Origin of the sequence: Pseudomonas sp. BIOMIG1BAC (genome assembly GCF_001705995.2) — a bacterium.
Classification (GTDB): domain Bacteria; phylum Pseudomonadota; class Gammaproteobacteria; order Pseudomonadales; family Pseudomonadaceae; genus Aquipseudomonas; species Aquipseudomonas sessilinigenes.
The window spans coordinates 4,826,581-4,842,070 of record NZ_CP049045.1 but is presented as its reverse complement, the minus strand read 5'-3'; the positions used below and the strand labels follow the sequence as shown (position 1 = coordinate 4,842,070).

The 15,490-nt window shown below is 62.1% G+C and carries 20 protein-coding genes and 1 pseudogene; all 21 read left to right on the top strand.

Annotation, left to right across the window (positions count from 1 at the left end; all coding sequences use genetic code 11):
- Nucleotides 1-7 precede the first annotated feature (7 nt).
- The 21 genes and pseudogenes from ATY02_RS22540 to ATY02_RS22445 all read left to right on the top strand — a co-directional run bounded on the left by ATY02_RS22540 (nt 8) and on the right by ATY02_RS22445 (nt 15,453).
- Nucleotides 8-268, top strand: a complete 261-nt coding sequence (locus tag ATY02_RS22540; protein WP_068587769.1) for a hypothetical protein — start codon at nt 8-10, stop codon at nt 266-268.
- A 35-nt stretch (nt 269-303) separates the two neighbouring features.
- Complete coding sequence (locus ATY02_RS22535; RefSeq protein ID WP_176719825.1) at nt 304-816, top strand: hypothetical protein; 513 nt, start codon at nt 304-306, stop codon at nt 814-816.
- Nucleotides 817-818: 2 nt separating this feature from the next.
- Nucleotides 819-1,181: a head-tail adaptor protein gene (locus tag ATY02_RS22530; RefSeq protein ID WP_068587765.1), complete on the top strand. Its 363-nt coding sequence runs from the start codon at nt 819-821 to the stop codon at nt 1,179-1,181.
- Nucleotides 1,174-1,695 (top strand): hypothetical protein, encoded by a 522-nt coding sequence (locus ATY02_RS22525; protein WP_068587763.1) that lies wholly within the window; start codon nt 1,174-1,176, stop codon nt 1,693-1,695. The genes ATY02_RS22530 and ATY02_RS22525 overlap by 8 nt, the downstream gene beginning before the upstream one ends.
- A 60-nt stretch (nt 1,696-1,755) precedes the next feature.
- On the top strand, nt 1,756-2,346 hold the full coding sequence (locus ATY02_RS22520) for a hypothetical protein (RefSeq protein WP_068587891.1): 591 nt from the start codon (nt 1,756-1,758) through the stop codon (nt 2,344-2,346).
- Complete coding sequence (locus ATY02_RS22515) at nt 2,346-2,546, top strand: DUF2635 domain-containing protein (RefSeq protein ID WP_068587761.1); 201 nt, start codon at nt 2,346-2,348, stop codon at nt 2,544-2,546. Before ATY02_RS22520 ends, ATY02_RS22515 begins: the two co-directional genes overlap by 1 nt.
- The gene (locus ATY02_RS22510; protein WP_068587759.1) at nt 2,543-4,039 is read left to right on the top strand and encodes a phage tail sheath subtilisin-like domain-containing protein; all 1,497 of its coding nucleotides are present in this window, start codon (nt 2,543-2,545) and stop codon (nt 4,037-4,039) included. Before ATY02_RS22515 ends, ATY02_RS22510 begins: the two co-directional genes overlap by 4 nt.
- A 56-nt stretch (nt 4,040-4,095) precedes the next feature.
- Nucleotides 4,096-4,443 (top strand): phage tail tube protein, encoded by a 348-nt coding sequence (locus ATY02_RS22505; protein WP_068587758.1) that lies wholly within the window; start codon nt 4,096-4,098, stop codon nt 4,441-4,443.
- A complete protein-coding gene (locus ATY02_RS22500) occupies nt 4,443-4,742 on the top strand; it encodes a phage tail assembly protein (RefSeq protein ID WP_068587756.1) in 300 nt (99 codons plus the stop codon). Before ATY02_RS22505 ends, ATY02_RS22500 begins: the two co-directional genes overlap by 1 nt.
- 5 nt (nt 4,743-4,747) lie before the next feature.
- Nucleotides 4,748-4,879: a hypothetical protein gene (locus ATY02_RS36390; protein ID WP_265582639.1), complete on the top strand. Its 132-nt coding sequence runs from the start codon at nt 4,748-4,750 to the stop codon at nt 4,877-4,879.
- Complete coding sequence (locus ATY02_RS22495; protein WP_068587754.1) at nt 4,879-7,197, top strand: phage tail tape measure protein; 2,319 nt, start codon at nt 4,879-4,881, stop codon at nt 7,195-7,197. Before ATY02_RS36390 ends, ATY02_RS22495 begins: the two co-directional genes overlap by 1 nt.
- On the top strand, nt 7,190-8,596 hold the full coding sequence (locus ATY02_RS22490; RefSeq protein WP_068587752.1) for a DNA circularization protein: 1,407 nt from the start codon (nt 7,190-7,192) through the stop codon (nt 8,594-8,596). The genes ATY02_RS22495 and ATY02_RS22490 overlap by 8 nt, the downstream gene beginning before the upstream one ends.
- Nucleotides 8,597-8,601: 5 nt before the next feature.
- On the top strand, nt 8,602-9,714 hold the full coding sequence (locus tag ATY02_RS22485) for a phage baseplate assembly protein (RefSeq protein ID WP_068587751.1): 1,113 nt from the start codon (nt 8,602-8,604) through the stop codon (nt 9,712-9,714).
- The gene (locus ATY02_RS22480; protein ID WP_068587749.1) at nt 9,711-10,223 is read left to right on the top strand and encodes a phage baseplate assembly protein V; all 513 of its coding nucleotides are present in this window, start codon (nt 9,711-9,713) and stop codon (nt 10,221-10,223) included. Before ATY02_RS22485 ends, ATY02_RS22480 begins: the two co-directional genes overlap by 4 nt.
- The gene (locus tag ATY02_RS22475; RefSeq protein WP_416220691.1) at nt 10,223-10,618 is read left to right on the top strand and encodes a phage GP46 family protein; all 396 of its coding nucleotides are present in this window, start codon (nt 10,223-10,225) and stop codon (nt 10,616-10,618) included. The genes ATY02_RS22480 and ATY02_RS22475 overlap by 1 nt, the downstream gene beginning before the upstream one ends.
- On the top strand, nt 10,608-11,648 hold the full coding sequence (locus ATY02_RS22470; protein WP_068587745.1) for a baseplate J/gp47 family protein: 1,041 nt from the start codon (nt 10,608-10,610) through the stop codon (nt 11,646-11,648). The genes ATY02_RS22475 and ATY02_RS22470 overlap by 11 nt, the downstream gene beginning before the upstream one ends.
- Nucleotides 11,639-12,238 (top strand): YmfQ family protein, encoded by a 600-nt coding sequence (locus tag ATY02_RS22465; protein ID WP_068587744.1) that lies wholly within the window; start codon nt 11,639-11,641, stop codon nt 12,236-12,238. Before ATY02_RS22470 ends, ATY02_RS22465 begins: the two co-directional genes overlap by 10 nt.
- 1 nt (nt 12,239) lies before the next feature.
- Nucleotides 12,240-12,908, top strand: a pseudogene (locus ATY02_RS22460) (phage tail protein); the annotation flags it as partial.
- A gap of 324 nt (nt 12,909-13,232) precedes the next feature.
- The gene (locus ATY02_RS22455; protein ID WP_058182715.1) at nt 13,233-14,261 is read left to right on the top strand and encodes an IS30-like element ISPsp8 family transposase; all 1,029 of its coding nucleotides are present in this window, start codon (nt 13,233-13,235) and stop codon (nt 14,259-14,261) included.
- 51 nt (nt 14,262-14,312) lie between these two features.
- The gene (locus tag ATY02_RS22450) at nt 14,313-15,023 is read left to right on the top strand and encodes a hypothetical protein (protein ID WP_164823706.1); all 711 of its coding nucleotides are present in this window, start codon (nt 14,313-14,315) and stop codon (nt 15,021-15,023) included.
- Nucleotide 15,024: 1 nt separating this feature from the next.
- Entirely contained in the window at nt 15,025-15,453 is a 429-nt protein-coding gene (locus ATY02_RS22445) for a phage tail assembly chaperone (protein WP_164823705.1), read from the top strand.
- The last annotated feature ends 37 nt before the right edge of the window (nt 15,454-15,490 follow it).

Here is a 15,490-nt window from a genome sequence, read left to right as displayed (position 1 = left end):
ATTGTTTATGGCACAGGTCATTATCGAATTCACTGGCTCCTGGCGCGGTTATGGCAAGGGCGAAGTGGCAGGCTTTGAGGAAGACGTGGCGCAGTCGCTGATCGACGGCGGGCGCGCCGTGGCCTACGAAGGCGGAAAGGGTGGCAAGAAAGGGAAGTCGAGAGCACCCGCACCTGGCGGGGAACAGTCTGGAACTACTCCGCAGCCGGGGGCAGAGTCCGGCCCGGCGCCGGACACCGATACACCCGATGACGAAGCCAAGCCCTAGCCGTGGGTCGCCGTATCGCCTACACGGGGGCGCCCGTGCTGACCTTGGAGCAGGTCGCCTTTCAGGTTCGGGCAGAGCCTGAGGATCTGCAGCCCGATCTGATCAATCAGATCATCATTCCGGGGGTGACTGGCTATTGTGAGTCCAAGACAGGGGCGGCGGTTCGCCAAGCGCTGTATGAGGACGAATGGCCAGCGTCCTACCCCTCGGGGCATTCGCTCGACGTTGGCCAGGTGGTGGCTATCGAATCGGTGGTGGTGCTGGGGGCCACCGTGACGCCGTACACCGGGCGGGTGGAGCTTGAGCAGGGGGGCAAGGAAAGCTATCTGCATTTCCCGGACGGTCGGCCACCTGGCCGGCTGCGCATCCGCTATCTCGCTGGGGTGGACCTGCAGGCCTACCCCAGCGTGTTGTCCTGGTTGCTGCTTGCGGCCGAAACAGCGTTCACCCATCGGGGGCTACTGGTGATAGGGCAGAGCATAGCGGAGCTGCCGTCGCTCTATCTCGATCACCTGTTGGCCGATATCACGGTCCCGCCGAGGTTCTGACTATGGCTATGCGTGAACCGCGCTCGGGGGAGCTGGACCGGCGTATCTTGGTCCGCTTGCGAACAGATATCCCGGCCGAGGATCAGGGACTGACCCCGGTGTTTTCGACTGAAAAGGAGCGCTGGGCCAAGATCGAGCCGGTAGGTTCGGTGGTTTACAACTCCGGGGTGCAAGTCGAAAGCAAGGTGACTCATCGAATCACTCTGTACCTGCTTGCGGGCATGAGTGAAGCGCATGAGGTGCTGTATCGAGAGACGATCTACCGGGTTCGTCGAGTGTCCGAAATGAACGGCAGTCGTAAGTTCACGGTGCTGGAGGTTGAAGAACTGGGGCCGCAGAAAGCGAGCGGGGGTGTCTATGTCTAACTCGGCCTCGGTTGAGGGGTATTTGCACTTCGAAGGCTTCGACAACTTCGAGCGTGACGCCTTCGACAAGAAGGCGATCCGCGCAGGGATGCGCAGGGCTGGTCGTTTGGTCACTCAACGCGCACAGATGAACCTTGCCTTGGGCAAGGGGCAGGAAGGCTACCCGGTCAACCGCACCGGGGCCACCTTGGAATCCATCGCTTTCAAGGTGTCGCGGTCGGGCTTTCTGGTGAGGATCGCGCCCCGAAAGACAGCGGCCATGGCTGAGTTCTACCCGGCCTTCCTGCACTACGGTGTAAAGCGTGGGGGGCGCCTTGGGAAGCTGGCGCCAGGGCAGGGCAAAGGAAAGTCCAACCGGCGCGCAGCAGGAGCCCGCGCTGCGGCACTCGCTGAGCGGGCAGCCGGAGAGTGGCGTATCAAGCCCAGGGGTAACTACATGGCCGATGCTCTGCAGGACTCCAGTTCCGACGTGCAACGGATTCTGCGCGATGCCTTTGCAGAAGCCCTGCATTAGCGGGGCGTCATGGTTCAGAACCTCGCGATGGCGGGGTTTTTTTATGTCCGAGGTTCTTCAATGAGGCTAAGCCCTATCGTTGCTCACTTGCGGGCCCACTGCCCGACATTCTCTCAACGTGTTTCGGGCGGGATCGATTGGGATGCCGTCGCCGAAAGTGCAAAGCTCCAATTACCGGCGGCATACGTGATCGCCACGGCCGACGCCGCGACACCATGTGAGGCTCAGAACAGCCTAATCCAGGGAGTGACGGATCAATTTAACGTAGTAGTCGTTCTGGAGCCCAAGGACGAGCGGGGGCAGGAGGCCAATGATCTGTTGCATGGGGTCCGCGCTGAGCTTTGGCGGGCGTTGGTGGGTTGGAGGCCGGCACCTGAGTACACGCCTATCCAGTATGGCCAGGGCGCCTTGCTGCATATCAGCCGTGCCCGGGTTGTTTTCCAGTTCGGCTTTCTAGCCGAGTTCCAGCTGGGTCGGAATCGAGCTGATCAACCTGCAGAAACCTGGCAGGAGTACGAACTAGACGGGCTGCCCGCGCTGGAGGGCATAAACATCGCCGTCGATTTTATCGATCCGATGGCCGACAAAAACTTAGCCCCGACCGGGCCTGATGGCCGGATCGAGCTAACAACTCGCGAGGACTTCTCGTAATGCAAACCTTGATTCATGTGATGCCGGCGCCGGGGCGTGATTGCCCGGTGCCGGAAGACGGCGGCCGCCTGTTGCCTGCAGCAGGGCGAACGGTGGCGCTCAACGCCTGGTGGCAACGCCGGCTCAATGACGGTGACGTGGTACGGGTTGAGGATCTGCCGGCCGCTGAAACCAAGCCTGGGAAAGGGGGCAAAGCATGATCAGCTTCAACAACATTCCCGCCGATATCCGCGTCCCGCTGTTCTACGCCGAAGTAGATAACTCGATGGCGAACACCAGCGGCGGCGGTGCGCTGCGCCGGCTGATCGTCGGCCAGGTGAACGAAGGTGTCACCAGCCCCGAGGTCGGTCGCCTGGTGTTGGTGACGCGGCCGGCGGACGTGCTGGATATCGGCGGTGCCGGCTCGATGCTCGCGGCTATGTACAACCAGCACCGGGCCATCGACGTGGCCGGTGAGGTCTGGTGTCTGCCGCTGACCGTGACCGATGGCGCAGCGGCCAAGGGCGCCGTTACGGTAACGGGCACGGCCTCGGCGCCGGGCCTGGTCAATCTGTACATTGCCGGCCAGCGGGTGCGGACCAACGTCGCGGCGTCCATGTCCGCCGAAGCGGTGGCCACGGCCATCGCGGCCCGGGTTAACGAGTCGATCGATCTGCCGGTCACGGCCACGGCGGCCGGCGCAGTGGTCAGCCTGGTGGCGAAGTTCAAGGGCGACCTCGGCAACGATATCCGCGTTGAGCTGAACCGCCTGGGGCGCGCTTCTGGCGAGGAAACCCCGCCAGGCCTGACCCTGGTGGCGGGTGTGATGACTGGCGGGCTTGGCGCGCCGGACATGGCTGCCGCGCTGGCAGCGCTGGGCGATGAACCGTTCGAATTCATCTGCCAGCCCTGGAGCGATACGGCCACGCTCGACGCCTGGAAGACCACCATGGACGACACGGCCGGGCGCTGGTCCTGGGCCAAGCAGCTCTATGGTCATGTATACAGCGCCAAGCGCGGCAGCGTCGGCGAACTGGTGGCCGCCGGCCGGGCCCGCAACGATCAGCACATGACGTTGCACGGCTTCGAACGCGGGTTGCCGCAGCCGGTGTGGGAAGTGGCGGCGCAGTACGCGGCGCGAACGGCGGTGTTCATCAGTGCCGACCCTGGCCGGCCGACGCAGACCGGCGCCCTGTCGGGGATCGATCCAGCCCCGGCCAGCGAGCGTTTTACCCTGACCGAGCGTCAATCGCTGCTGAGCTACGGCATTGCTACCGCGTGCTACGAGGGCGGCTCGTATCGCATCCAGCGCGCCGTGACGACTTACCAGCGCAACGCTTACGGCCAGGCCGATACGTCCTACCTGGACAGTGAGCCGCTGCACCAGTCGGCGCATGTGATTCGCAACCTGCAGGGCCGTATCACCAGCAAGTATGGGCGTCACAAGCTGGCCAACGATGGGACAGAGTTCGGCGCCGGCCAGGCCATCGTCACGCCGTTAGTGATCCGTGGCGAGCTGGTGGCGGCCTATGGCGAGCTGGAGCGTGCCGGCCTGGTTGAGAACAAGGAGCTGTTCAAGCAACACCTGATCGTTGAGCGCGACGCGAAAGATCCCAATCGGATCGGGGTGTTGTTCCCACCGGATCTGGTCAACCAGCTGCGCGTCCTGGCTCTGTCGTATCAGTTCCGGCTGCAGTATCCAGACGCCGCTTAAACCCTACCGATTCACCCCGGCCCGCCCTGTGCGGGCCTTTTTGTGGAGCCCCTTTTATGGGTCAGAAAGTTGCAGGCACCTGTTACATCAAGGTCGATGGTGAACAGCTGACGATCACGGGCGGCGTTGAGGCGCCGCTGTCGAAGTACAAGCGAGAAACCATCGTCAAAGGTTTTTACAAGGAGGAAGACCTAACACCCTCACTCAAAGTTGACGCGGTGAAGACCCCGCGCTTTCCCATGGCCAAGCTTGAAAACGGCACGAACATGACCGTCACGGCCGAATTCAAGGACGGTAGTAGCTACGTCCTGTCTGGGGCCTATTTGGTCGATGAAGTAAAGGTCAGCGGGGATGACGGCAAGGTCTCCCTGAATTTCGAAGGTATCGCGGGGGACTGGCAGTAATGAGCAAGGTAACTATTGAACTGAGTACACCGATTCAAGCCCACGGTGAAACCCTGAACGCCCTGGAGCTACGCCGCCCCACGGTGCAGGACTGCCGCGATATCAAGGCGCTGCCGTACAAGATCGACAAAGACGAGTCAGTTTCCCTGGATCTGGACATTGCCAGCAAGTACATCGCTGTCTGTGCCGGCATTCCCCCTGGCTCTGTTAGTCAGCTGGATCTGCACGACTTTAACGGCATTGCCTGGGCGGTTGCGGGTTTTTTCATGGCTGCCGCTTCGCCGAAATCGGAGAGCTGACCGAGTTGGCCTATGACCTGGCCTGGTACTGGAAAACCAGCCCGGAACAGGTCAAGGCCTGGCCCCTGGACGTGCTGTTCGAAAGTGAAGAACACGCACACCGGATACAGCGGCAGACCGCATCAGGGGGTGAATGATGGCGGACAGATTCCAGCTCAAGGCGTTGATTACCGGCGTCGATAAGCTCTCGCCGGTACTGACCGGGATTCGCAAGAACGCGGCCAATCTGCGCAAGCAGTTGAACAGCTCGGGCCTTGGGAAAATCACGTTCGGCGATGCGATCCAGGGCGGGGCCATCGCGGCCCCGTTCGTGATGGGCGTGCGTGCGGCGATTCAGTTTGAAAGCGCCATGGCGGACGTTAAGAAGGTCGTTGACTTCAAGACGCCCGAGCAGTTCCAGGCGATGAGCGCGGACGTTCTGAACCTTTCCGAAAAGCTGCCCATGGCGGCGGACGGAATCGCCAAGATCGTCGCGGCCGGCGGGCAATCAGGTATCGAGCGAACAGACCTGATGCGGTTCGCCGAGGACGCGGTAAAAATGGGCGTGGCCTTCGATCAGACGGCCGAGCAGTCCGGCGAGATGATGGCCAAGTGGCGCACAGCGTTTCACATGAGCCAAACCGAAGTGGTGACCCTGGCCGACAAGATCAACTATCTCGCGAACAACGGCGCGGCCAGTACCGCGCAAATCTCGGCCATCGTGACAGCCATCGGCCCGCTGGGCGAGGTGGCCGGGGTCAACGCTGGCCAGCTCGCGGCGATGGGTTCGGCCCTGGCCGGGGTGGGGATCGCCCAGGACGTGGCGGCCACCGGTATCAAAAACTTTATGCTCACGTTGAGCGCCGGCACGGCGGCTACCAAGTCGCAGAAAGCGGCATTCAAGGCGCTGCGCCTGGATGCCGGTGCAATCTCCAAGGGCATGCAGACGGACAGCGAGGGCACGATTAACCGCGTCCTGATGACCCTGGCCAAGGTCGAGAAAAGCAAGCAGGCGGCGGTCCTGACAAACCTGTTCGGCAAGGAGTCGGTAGGGGCCATCGCGCCGCTGTTGACGAACCTGGACACGCTGCAGAAGAACTTTAAAAACGTCGGTGAGGGCGGAGAGTTCGACGGCTCAATGCTCGCTGAATACACGGCCCGCGCCGCGACTACGGAAAACTCCCTGCAGCTACTGCAGAACCGCGTAACCCGCCTGGGCATCACGGTTGGCAACGCACTGTTGCCGCCGCTCAATGACTTTGTTGCCGTGGTCGGGCCGATTGTCAGCAAAGTGGCCGAGTTCGCCGGAGCCAATCCGATGCTGATCAAGGGCATTCTTGGCGCGGCCGTGGGGTTCACAGCGCTGCGCCTGGCCGCTGCCGGCGCTACTGCAGTGCTGACGATTATGAACGGCGTGGCGATGATGAGTCCGATAGGCCTGATCGTGCGCGGGATCGCGATTGCGGCCGGTGTCCTGATAGCGAACTGGTCAACGGTGGGCCCGTACTTCGAAAAGCTGTGGGAGCAAATCAAGGGTCCAGCCATTGTGCTGTGGGGCTGGTTCAAGCAAGCGTTTCGGTGGACGCCGCTCGGCCTGATCGCGGCGAACTGGGGGCAGCTAATCCCGTTTTGCGTGCGACTGTGGGAGCAGGTCAAGGCGCCGGCCATGGCGGCCTGGGAGTTCCTGAAAGCCGGCCTGAGCTGGACCCCCATCGGGATGGTGATTCAGAACTGGGGGCCCCTGGTCGAGTTCTTTAGCGCGCTGTGGGAGCTGATCAAGGCGTTTTCCGGGCCGATCATCGACTACATGAAACACATGTTCGACTGGACCCCGCTCGGCCTGATCGTCAAGCACTGGACGCCGATCACTCAGTTTTTCCAAGACCTGTGGAGCGACCTCAAGCCAATCATTGAACCGATGATGAATTTCCTTGGGGTCAGCTCGGACGGTGACGGGGTGATCAGCGCAGCGTCGTCGAAGATCCGCAGCTGGGCCGAGCAGCAGAACGCCCGCAACGGCGAAGGGCTGCCGGCGCCGGGGCAACTGGTCAAGCCGATTGCTGCAGCGCCTGAGCTGCTGCCGCAGGCGGCGCAGGTGGCCAGCCTGCTACGCGCTCCAGCGAACGACAGCGGGCCCCTGGTGCAGCCGGGGCCGCTGCAGGTGGTGGCAGCGGCAAAGACCCTGCCGGGGCCGCTGCCGTCGCCTGCAGGTGCCAAGGCGCTGCTGCCGGAGGCCGAAGGCCGGCCGCCGGTTTCGGCCAGGACCGGGGCAGCCTCGGGCAGCCTGCCTGCCGAACGTGGGTCGCTGATTCAGAAAACGGCCGCGTCACAGCGTACCGAGCTAACCGGTGCCATGGTCGTGCGCTTTGAAAACGCACCTGCAGGCATGCGGGCGGACCCTGCACAAACCAATCAACCCGGGCTGAGTGTCAGTCCGCAAGTTGGGTACCGATCACTAGGGGGCAGGAATGGCTGATAAGCCGGAAAAGCCGGAAAAGCCGGATACCTGGCGGGAACAGTTGCACCCGGCGAGCTTTCGCGGGGTGCCGTTCTACGTTGATAGCGACGCAACGCCGGTCGGTCGCCGGACCCAGTTGCACGAATACCCCCAGCGGGACCGGCCGCTGGTGGAAGACATGGGCGCCAAGACCCGCGAAATAAAGCTCGATGCGTTCGTGATTGGGGATGACTGCCTGTTTCAACGGGACAACCTGCTACATGCGCTAGATACGCCCGGCTCCGGCGAGCTGGTACACCCCTGGTTCGGCCGTCTGCAGGTGACAGCCAGCGAAGGCTGCGAGGTGTCGCACGAGCGCCGGGCCGGTGGCCTGGTGCGCTTCGCCCTGGTGTTCGTCGAAGCTGGGGAGAAGGGCTACCCGGTCGGTGTCAAGCGTCAATCGGTCCAGGTGGAGGAAGATTCCGAAAGCCTGCTTGAATCGGCTATTGCTCGCTACAAGCAAGCGATGGCCGTGGTAGACCGGGCGCGGATGGCTATTACCGTGCTGCAGAACGGCATAGCCGGGATACAGCAGGTGATCCAGCAGGAGTTCGGGCAGCTGCTGGGCATTGTCAGCTCAGTTGAAGCTCTGGCAGACATGCTGATCAATGCCCCTGGCAACTTCGCGGCGATGATCCGCGCACAGTTCGCCGGGGTCGGCGGCCGCTCGCGGTCCTCGGGCTACCGCTGGGAGCCTTCCAGTGGCGCGCACAGCGCGGCAGCGGTCGAGGCTGATCCTGAGTTCGCCCGGACCGTTGCGCGCCTGGCAGGCACCGAACAGGACGTTCCAAGCCTGGTTGAAGCCTCGCGGGACATTGCGGCGAAAACTGAGCTGGCCCAGGGGCTGAGCGAGGAAATCAAGCGCGACGCCGAGGCCGTCACGCCGGCCGGTGGCCAGGCGACAGCGGCGACGGTGCTGGCGGCGCGTGAGCTGATGCGTGACGCCCTGATCGTTCATGCGGCGCGCTCGGCGGCTTCGATGCCGATCGTGCCGGCGCCGGCCCCGTTGCCCGGCGTGCCGGTGGTCGAGCAGCAGGTATCGGCGCCGATCACTCGGCCCGAGGTGCCGGCGGCGTCGGACGTGATCGAGCTGCGCGACGCATTAAATGATGCGCTGTGGTCGGCCGCCCTGGTCGCCCCGCATGAGCATTTCCAGGCGCTGGAAGCGCTGCGCAAGAGCGCGAAAGCGCATCTGTCAGAAGTCGCGGCCGCCGGGGTGCGCCTGATGGTTGTCGAGCGCAAGGAAAGCTTGCCGGCGGTCGTGCTGGCTTATCAGTGTTTCGGCGACGCCTCCCGCGCCGAGGAAATCGTTACGCGTAACAAAGTCTCGCACCCCGGGTTCTTGCCGGCGGGTGCGCTGTACGTCGCCCAGGAGTAACCCCCATGCACGAACAAAACGCTGTCACGCTGAGCGTGAACGGCCTGGAGTATCGCGGCTGGAAGAAAGTCAGCATCAGCGCCGGCATCGAGCGCTTGAGTCGAGACTTCAAGCTTGACGTGACCTGGCGCTGGCCTGGCCAGGTCGAGGAAATCCCGATTCGCCAGGGCGATTTTTGCCAGGTGCGTATAGGCGGTGACCTGGTGCTGTCCGGTTGGATCTTCGGCACACCGGTTAGCTACGACAGCAAGTCGGTCACGCGCTCGATTCAAGGCCGATCCGTGACCGCGGATCTGGTCGATTGCTCGGCAATCAACAAGCCCGGCCAGTGGAAGGGGCAGAGCATCCAGCAGATTGTGCAGGCCCTGGCCGAACCCTACGGCGTGCAAGTGCGGAGCCAGGCCGCCGAAACCACCAAGCTTGCTGAACACAGCATCGAGCCCGGGGAATCGGTGTTTGAGTCAATCGACCGGCTGTTGACCCTTTCGCGCCTGCTGGCCACGGACGACAGCCAGGGCCGAGTAGTGATCATTCGCCCGGGCAGCGCCGGCAGGGCGGTGGACAGCCTGCAGCTGGGTGAAAACATCCTGACCGGTTCTGCGGATCTGGACTTTTCCGGTGTGTTTTCTGAATACGTTGTCACCGGCCAGCGCGCCGGCAATGACAAGGAGTACGGCGCCAAGGCGTCGGAAATCAAGGCGTCGGCGGCTGACCCTCGGGCAGCGCGCAAGCGCGTCTTGCAGATTCACGAAAGCGGCCAGATGACCCCGGAGCTTGCCAGCGCCAGGGCGAATTGGGAGCGCGGCAGTCGCATGGGCAAGGCGCTAACCCTGCACTACAAAATCCAGGGATGGCGGCAGTCCAATGGCGCGCTGTGGCTGCCGAACATGATTGTTCGGGTAGTCGATCCGCTGATTGGCATTGACCGTGACCTGCTGATCAGTGAAGTCGAGTACAGCCTCGACGAGTCCGGGACCGTCGCGAATCTCACGGTGGCGCCGCCGGACGCTTTCGAGCCGGAGCCGAAAGACCCGCACAAGAGCCGCAAGCTCAAGAAGGGCGGCAAGGCGGACAACTTCGAATATCTCATTCCTGCCGACTGGAAGCCCGAATCATGAGACCAGCACGCAACAACGTGGCCCGGGGGGAGGTCGCCCTGGTGAGCCCTGCCGGCAAGCTGCAGGCGCTGCAAATGCGCCTGACTGCCGACGAGATCCGCGACGGCCTGGAACACTTCGAACCCTACGGCGTCACGTCCAACCCGCACCCCGGCGCGGAGGGGATCGCGCTGTTTCTGGGCGACGGCCGCTCGCATGGCGTGGTGCTGAACGTCGCGGACCGGCGCTTTCGCTTGCAGGGACTCCAGTCCGGAGAGGTGGCCTTGTACACCGACGAAGGCGACGTGCTGCACTTCAAGCGCGGCCGGGTGATCGAGATTGAAACCGTAACGCTCAAGGTCAAGGCCTCGGGCGGCGTGGAGTTCGATACGCCGGAGATTCGCACCACCGGAAAGATCGTATCGGCCGGCGATCAGGTGGCCGCCGGCATTAGCCAGGTGCAGCACGCACACACTGGGGTTATGCCCGGTAGCGGCCAGTCCGGCCCGCCTGTAGGGGGTGGCAAATGATCCTGCAAGACGACGCCACCGACGGCGCGTGGCAGCGCGCCGCCGTTATCAGCCTGCTGACCTGGCGCCGCGCCGGCCCTGACGACCGGATCGACGATCCGGAGCGCTTCGGGTGGTGGGGCGACAGCTTCCCCAGTCTTGCCAATGACCGCATCGGCTCGCGGCTGTGGCAGCTGCGCCGCGCAAAGCTGACCGCCGAAACCGCGCAGACGGCCGAGGCGTTCGCCCGCGAGGCCCTGGCTTGGATGCTTGAGGACGGACGGGTCACGGCCGTTGCGGTCACGACCACTCGCGGAGTGGATCGGCTGGAGCTGCAGGTGCTGCTAACACTGCGCGACGGCCGAACGATCGATGTTCAACTAGACAACTTATGGCAGGTGATCAATGCCGTTTAATACCCCCAGCTTGCCGGAGCTGATCAGCCGCGAGCTGTCGAGCCTGGCCGTCTCCAGCGCCCTTGTGCGCTCCGATGCCGAGGTACTGGCAAGGGTGCTGGCCGCCGCGTCGTTCGGCCGCTACGGCCATCAGCAATACATAGCCAATCAGATTTTGCCGGACACTGCAGACGAGGAAACCTTGCTACGTATGGCCCAGGCGCGGCTCAAGCGCGGGCGTCTGCAGGCTGTCGCCGCGTCCGGCGTGGCGGCGTTCACCGGGGCCGCTTCGGCGGTCCTCGATGCCGGCACGCTGCTGCAGCGTGATGACGGCGTGCGCTTTCGCGTTACCGTAACGGCAACCCTGGCCGGTGCTGCCGGCGTGGCCAAGCTTGAAGCCTTGGAACCCGGGCCCCTGGGCAACACAAGCGCCGGGGCCGTTCTGCGCCTGGTGTCGCCCGTCCTGGGCGTCAACGAGGCGTTTACCGTGTCAGCCCCAGGGCTGCGCGGTGGTGTTGCCCAGGAGAGCGTAGAGGCGCTACGCGCTCGGGTGATTCGCTCGTATCGGGTGATCCCCCACGGCGGCAGTACCAGCGACTACGAAACCTGGGCCCTGGAGGTGCCCGGCGTGACCCGGGCCTGGGTCGTGCGGCACTACATGGGGCCTGGCACGGTCGGCCTGTTCTTCATGCGTGACAACGATCCGGACCCGATCCCCAGCGCCCAGGCCTGCGCCGAGGTGCGGGCGTATATCGAGCGCGAGCGGCCGGTTACGGCCGAGCTGTACGTACTGCCCCCGGCTGAAAAACCGGTGCAATACCAGCTCAAGGTAACGCCGGACAGCTCGGCGGTGCGCCGGGCGGTTGAGGCCGCGTTGATTGATCTGCACAACCGTGAGTCGGCGCTGGGCGCTGAACTGCTGTTGACGCATATCCGCGAGGCTATCAGCGGCGCTACGGGGGAGCGTGATCACGAATTGTTCAGCCCTACGGCGAACCTCAATGCCGCGCCCAATCAGTTGCTGACCTATGGGGGTGTGCTGTGGCGATAAGAACCGCCGAGGACTACCGCGCCCAGCTGCAGGCGCTGTTGCCCCCGGGTCCGGCCTGGGATCGAGAACTTAACCCCGGCCTGGATTCGCTGCTGCAGGTGGCGGCGGATCTGCTAGCCCGCGAGGACGCCCGGGCAGCTGATCTTCTGGCTGAGAGCAACCCCTATACGGTGCGCGAGCTGGTCCCGGACTGGGAGCGGGTTATGCACCTGCCTGACCCTTGCATGGGCGAGTCGCCGAAATTTGAGGACCGGCAACTGGCTGTACGGCGTCGGCTGATCGAGACGGGTGGGCAGACTCCGGTCTACTTCGTTGATCTGGCTGTTAGCCAAGGCTATTTGGATGCCCGCGTGATCGAGCATCGAGCGCCGCGCTTCGGCCGCGCCCGGTTTGGCCTAGCGCACTTCGGCACCTGGGGAGCGCAATTCATGTGGACTCTAGACGCGGGCTCACGCCGCCGCCTGGGTCGCCGCTTCGGCGTTGCGCACTTCGGCGAGCACTTCGGCGGCAACCCATCGGGTGCCCTGGAGTGCGCACTACGACGCAGCGCACCCGCGCACGCGGTTGAAATTATCAAGTACGGGAACTGACATGGACTATCCAAAAAGCATTCCAGGCGTGGGCCTGGTTGACGGGCATTTTGTTGACGAAAACCCAACGACTGGACAGATCGGCTCACTGATTCCAGCCGCCTGGGGCGATGCGATCACGCAAGAGGTTCTGAACGTGATCAAGGCCGCCGGCATGGTTCCGAGCGAATCGAATGTTAGTCAGTTGACGTCCGCTGTATTGACGATTGCTGCTTCGGACTTCAAGCGGTCAGCACTTGTTGCGACTACCGGTCCTGTCGCACTGAGTGGCTTACAGACAATCGATGGCGTGGCTCTGATCGCGGGGGCGCGGGTGCTGGTGAAGAACCAAGCCAACGCCGCGCAAAACTGGATCTACGTTGTGAGCGCGGGCGCCTGGACACGAGCACAGGACGCAGACGACAGCGCAGAATGCACACCTGGCCATCTGATCGGCGTGCAGGCCGGTACAGTAAATTCTTCGTCCGTGTGGCAGTTGACGAACACTGCCGCGCCCGTCTTGGGCACAACGGCGCTTAACTTCGCTCAGGTGCTGGGGAAAACGGGTGTGGTTGCCGGCGAATACCGCCGAGTGATTGTCGATGCCCTGGGGCGCGTGACTGCTGGCAGCAACCCGACGACACTTGCTGAGTACGGAATCACTAATGCTTTGCGCACGGGTACTACGGATCAAGTACCACGGCTTTATGCATCAACCCCCGGCAGTGACTATTCAACTGTACCAATTGAAATACGCGAAGCGCAGTTAGTTGGAGCTGCACAAAAAGGATTTGAGTATTCGCCGCGCCTTGGATTCCACTGGTCCAGTGTAGTGGCTGGTTCTTTAGCTATGGAGTCAAATGGAGTTTTGTGCTGGAACGGCTATAGAATATGGGACGCAAATAGTTTCGATCCGGATAAAAAAGCAAACAAGGCAACTACGCTAAGCGGTTATGGAATGGCGGCGGCAAAAACTGAGTGCAACACCTGACCTTTCCGGTACGGTGCTGCCCCTATGTCATATACCGAACTCAGCGTTGAAGAACGCGCCACCATCCAAATCGGCCACGCCCAGGGCTTCAGCCTGCGCAGGATTGCTCGCCTGATCAATAGGTCTCCTTCGACCATCAGTCGAGAGCTGCGCCGCAATCGAGATGTCTGTGGCAGCTACTCGGCCCGCGCGGCCCAGGAGCAGATGAAGGCCCGCCGCCAAGTCTGTCGACCGAGCCGAAAGCTGCTGCCGGGGAGCGAGCGCTTCGAACTGGTGGTTCATATGCTGCGTGAGCGTTTGTCTCCCGAACAGATTGCCGGCAAGCTGCGCCACATGAACATACCTAGCCTCAGAGATGCCTACGTCTGTCGCGAGACGATCTACAACGCGATCTATGCCCTGCCAGTGGGTGAGCTGCGTAAGGAGCTGATCATCTGTCTGCGCCAAGGCAAGACGACGCGCCGGCCGCGCTCTGGTGGCGTGGATCGGCGCGGCCAGATCCCCGAGATGGTCAGTATTCATGTGCGCCCGCCGGAGATTGAAGACAGGCTGATGCCGGGGCATTGGGAAGGCGACCTCATCAAGGGTAAGGCCAACGCCTCGTCCGTCGGTACGCTGGTGGAACGCACCAGTGGGTACCTGATGTTGGTGAAGATGAACGACGCGACGGCGACTTCGGCGCTGGAAGGCTTCAGCGCCGCGCTCAATAGCATGCCGCTGGAGATGCGCAAGAGCATGACTTACGACCAGGGCCGGGAGATGGCGCGACACGCCGAGATCACCCAAAGAACCGGCGTGGCGATCTACTTCTGCGACCCGCACAGCCCCTGGCAGCGCGGCAGCAACGAAAACATCAACGGCCTGATTCGCCAGTACTTGCCCAAGGGCACAGACCTGTCGGTACATAGCCAGGAGGAGCTGGACGCCATTGCGCTGCAACTGAACATGCGACCGCGTAAGCGCTTCGACTTCAAATGCCCAATCGAAGTTATGGACGAGGTGATGCAGAAGGCCATGGCTATGCGGCATGATGCTCCAGTTTCAATTCAATGACCGTGTTGCACTCAGCTCCTGCAACCGCCAATCAATAATGCTTATACAAGCGTGCAAGTTGATAATCTTCTTACGAGTAAGCTTTCCCGGGATTCAATTGTTAGTGCTGGGTTTCAGAACAATAACCCGAACCTCCCCTATATGCTGCGCGAGTCGGATATGGGGATGTATTTTCTCCAGCCCCGCCTTGGGTTCGTCCCTGTGCAGCAAGGTGGCGGCGTTGGTCAGCTCCCCAATACCATAAAAATTGGCTACTCGCTTGAGGGCGTGCGGATAACGATAGATGAGTCTGACGCTGGGGTAATTTGGACATCTGGCAACTTCAATCCTGCATCAAAGGCTGATGCGACAGCGGTGGCGCAGGCTACAGAGGTCGGTCGTGGTACGGCGCGTGTAGCGGCTATTGCAGACGTAAATGCGGGTGTCGATGACGCGGCTTTTGTAACTTCTAAAAAGTTACGATGGGGGTTTTCAGCCAGTCTCGCCATCAATGGCTATATCGCGCTGCCCAGCTGGCTCGGCGGTCTGGTCATTCAGTGGGGGAGATCTGATCTTGCAGGATCGCAATTCGGCAATGTGGCGTTTCCAGTCGCGTTTCCAAACAATGGATTTATCGCACTTGCAGTAGATGCAGTTGTTGCGGGTACTCCGAGCACTCTCTCCGCTGTTGGTGTAACAGTTCCAACGACTGCGGGATTCAGTCTTGTTTCAGCGTCTGCATCTGCAGCAGGCATCCAGATGTGGGCGGCAATAGGTAACTAAAATGGCCAGTAAAAATCGACTCTATAGCCAAACAACTCAGACCACGTATTTAAAGGGGATACATTCAGATATACCAACCGATGCCGTTGAGATATCTGAGGAGTTGTATTTGAAAGTTATTGGAAATCCGCCACCTGGCAAGATACGAGAGCATGACGAAAAAGGTTTACCTTATCTCGTAGATGCTCTCCCTGATCGGCAGACCGTCGAACGTGCCTGGCGGGATGGCGAGTTTGCCGGCGTGTTGTGGTTGCGTGAGCGGCATCGAGATCAGCTCGAAGTGAACGGGACTCCTACGCTGAGCGTTGAGCAGTTCAAGGAGCTGCTGGCATACATTCAAGCCCTGCGGGACTGGCCTCAATCAAAGGCCTTTCCTGATGCCGATCACCGGCCAGCGCCGCCGCCCTGGATCGCTGAGCAAACCCAATAGACGCCCCGTATTGACGGGGCGTTTTCTTTTCTCACAT

Coding starts and splice junctions, on each gene's coding strand:
- ATY02_RS22540 (WP_068587769.1), top strand. CDS start 8: ATGGCACAGGTCATTATCGAATTCACTGGCTCCTGGCGCGGTTATGGC.
- ATY02_RS22530 (WP_068587765.1), top strand. CDS start 819: ATGGCTATGCGTGAACCGCGCTCGGGGGAGCTGGACCGGCGTATCTTG.
- ATY02_RS22525 (WP_068587763.1), top strand. CDS start 1,174: ATGTCTAACTCGGCCTCGGTTGAGGGGTATTTGCACTTCGAAGGCTTC.
- ATY02_RS22520 (WP_068587891.1), top strand. CDS start 1,756: ATGAGGCTAAGCCCTATCGTTGCTCACTTGCGGGCCCACTGCCCGACA.
- ATY02_RS22515 (WP_068587761.1), top strand. CDS start 2,346: ATGCAAACCTTGATTCATGTGATGCCGGCGCCGGGGCGTGATTGCCCG.
- ATY02_RS22510 (WP_068587759.1), top strand. CDS start 2,543: ATGATCAGCTTCAACAACATTCCCGCCGATATCCGCGTCCCGCTGTTC.
- ATY02_RS22505 (WP_068587758.1), top strand. CDS start 4,096: ATGGGTCAGAAAGTTGCAGGCACCTGTTACATCAAGGTCGATGGTGAA.
- ATY02_RS22500 (WP_068587756.1), top strand. CDS start 4,443: ATGAGCAAGGTAACTATTGAACTGAGTACACCGATTCAAGCCCACGGT.
- ATY02_RS22495 (WP_068587754.1), top strand. CDS start 4,879: ATGGCGGACAGATTCCAGCTCAAGGCGTTGATTACCGGCGTCGATAAG.
- ATY02_RS22490 (WP_068587752.1), top strand. CDS start 7,190: ATGGCTGATAAGCCGGAAAAGCCGGAAAAGCCGGATACCTGGCGGGAA.
- ATY02_RS22485 (WP_068587751.1), top strand. CDS start 8,602: ATGCACGAACAAAACGCTGTCACGCTGAGCGTGAACGGCCTGGAGTAT.
- ATY02_RS22480 (WP_068587749.1), top strand. CDS start 9,711: ATGAGACCAGCACGCAACAACGTGGCCCGGGGGGAGGTCGCCCTGGTG.
- ATY02_RS22470 (WP_068587745.1), top strand. CDS start 10,608: ATGCCGTTTAATACCCCCAGCTTGCCGGAGCTGATCAGCCGCGAGCTG.
- ATY02_RS22455 (WP_058182715.1), top strand. CDS start 13,233: ATGTCATATACCGAACTCAGCGTTGAAGAACGCGCCACCATCCAAATC.
- ATY02_RS22445 (WP_164823705.1), top strand. CDS start 15,025: ATGGCCAGTAAAAATCGACTCTATAGCCAAACAACTCAGACCACGTAT.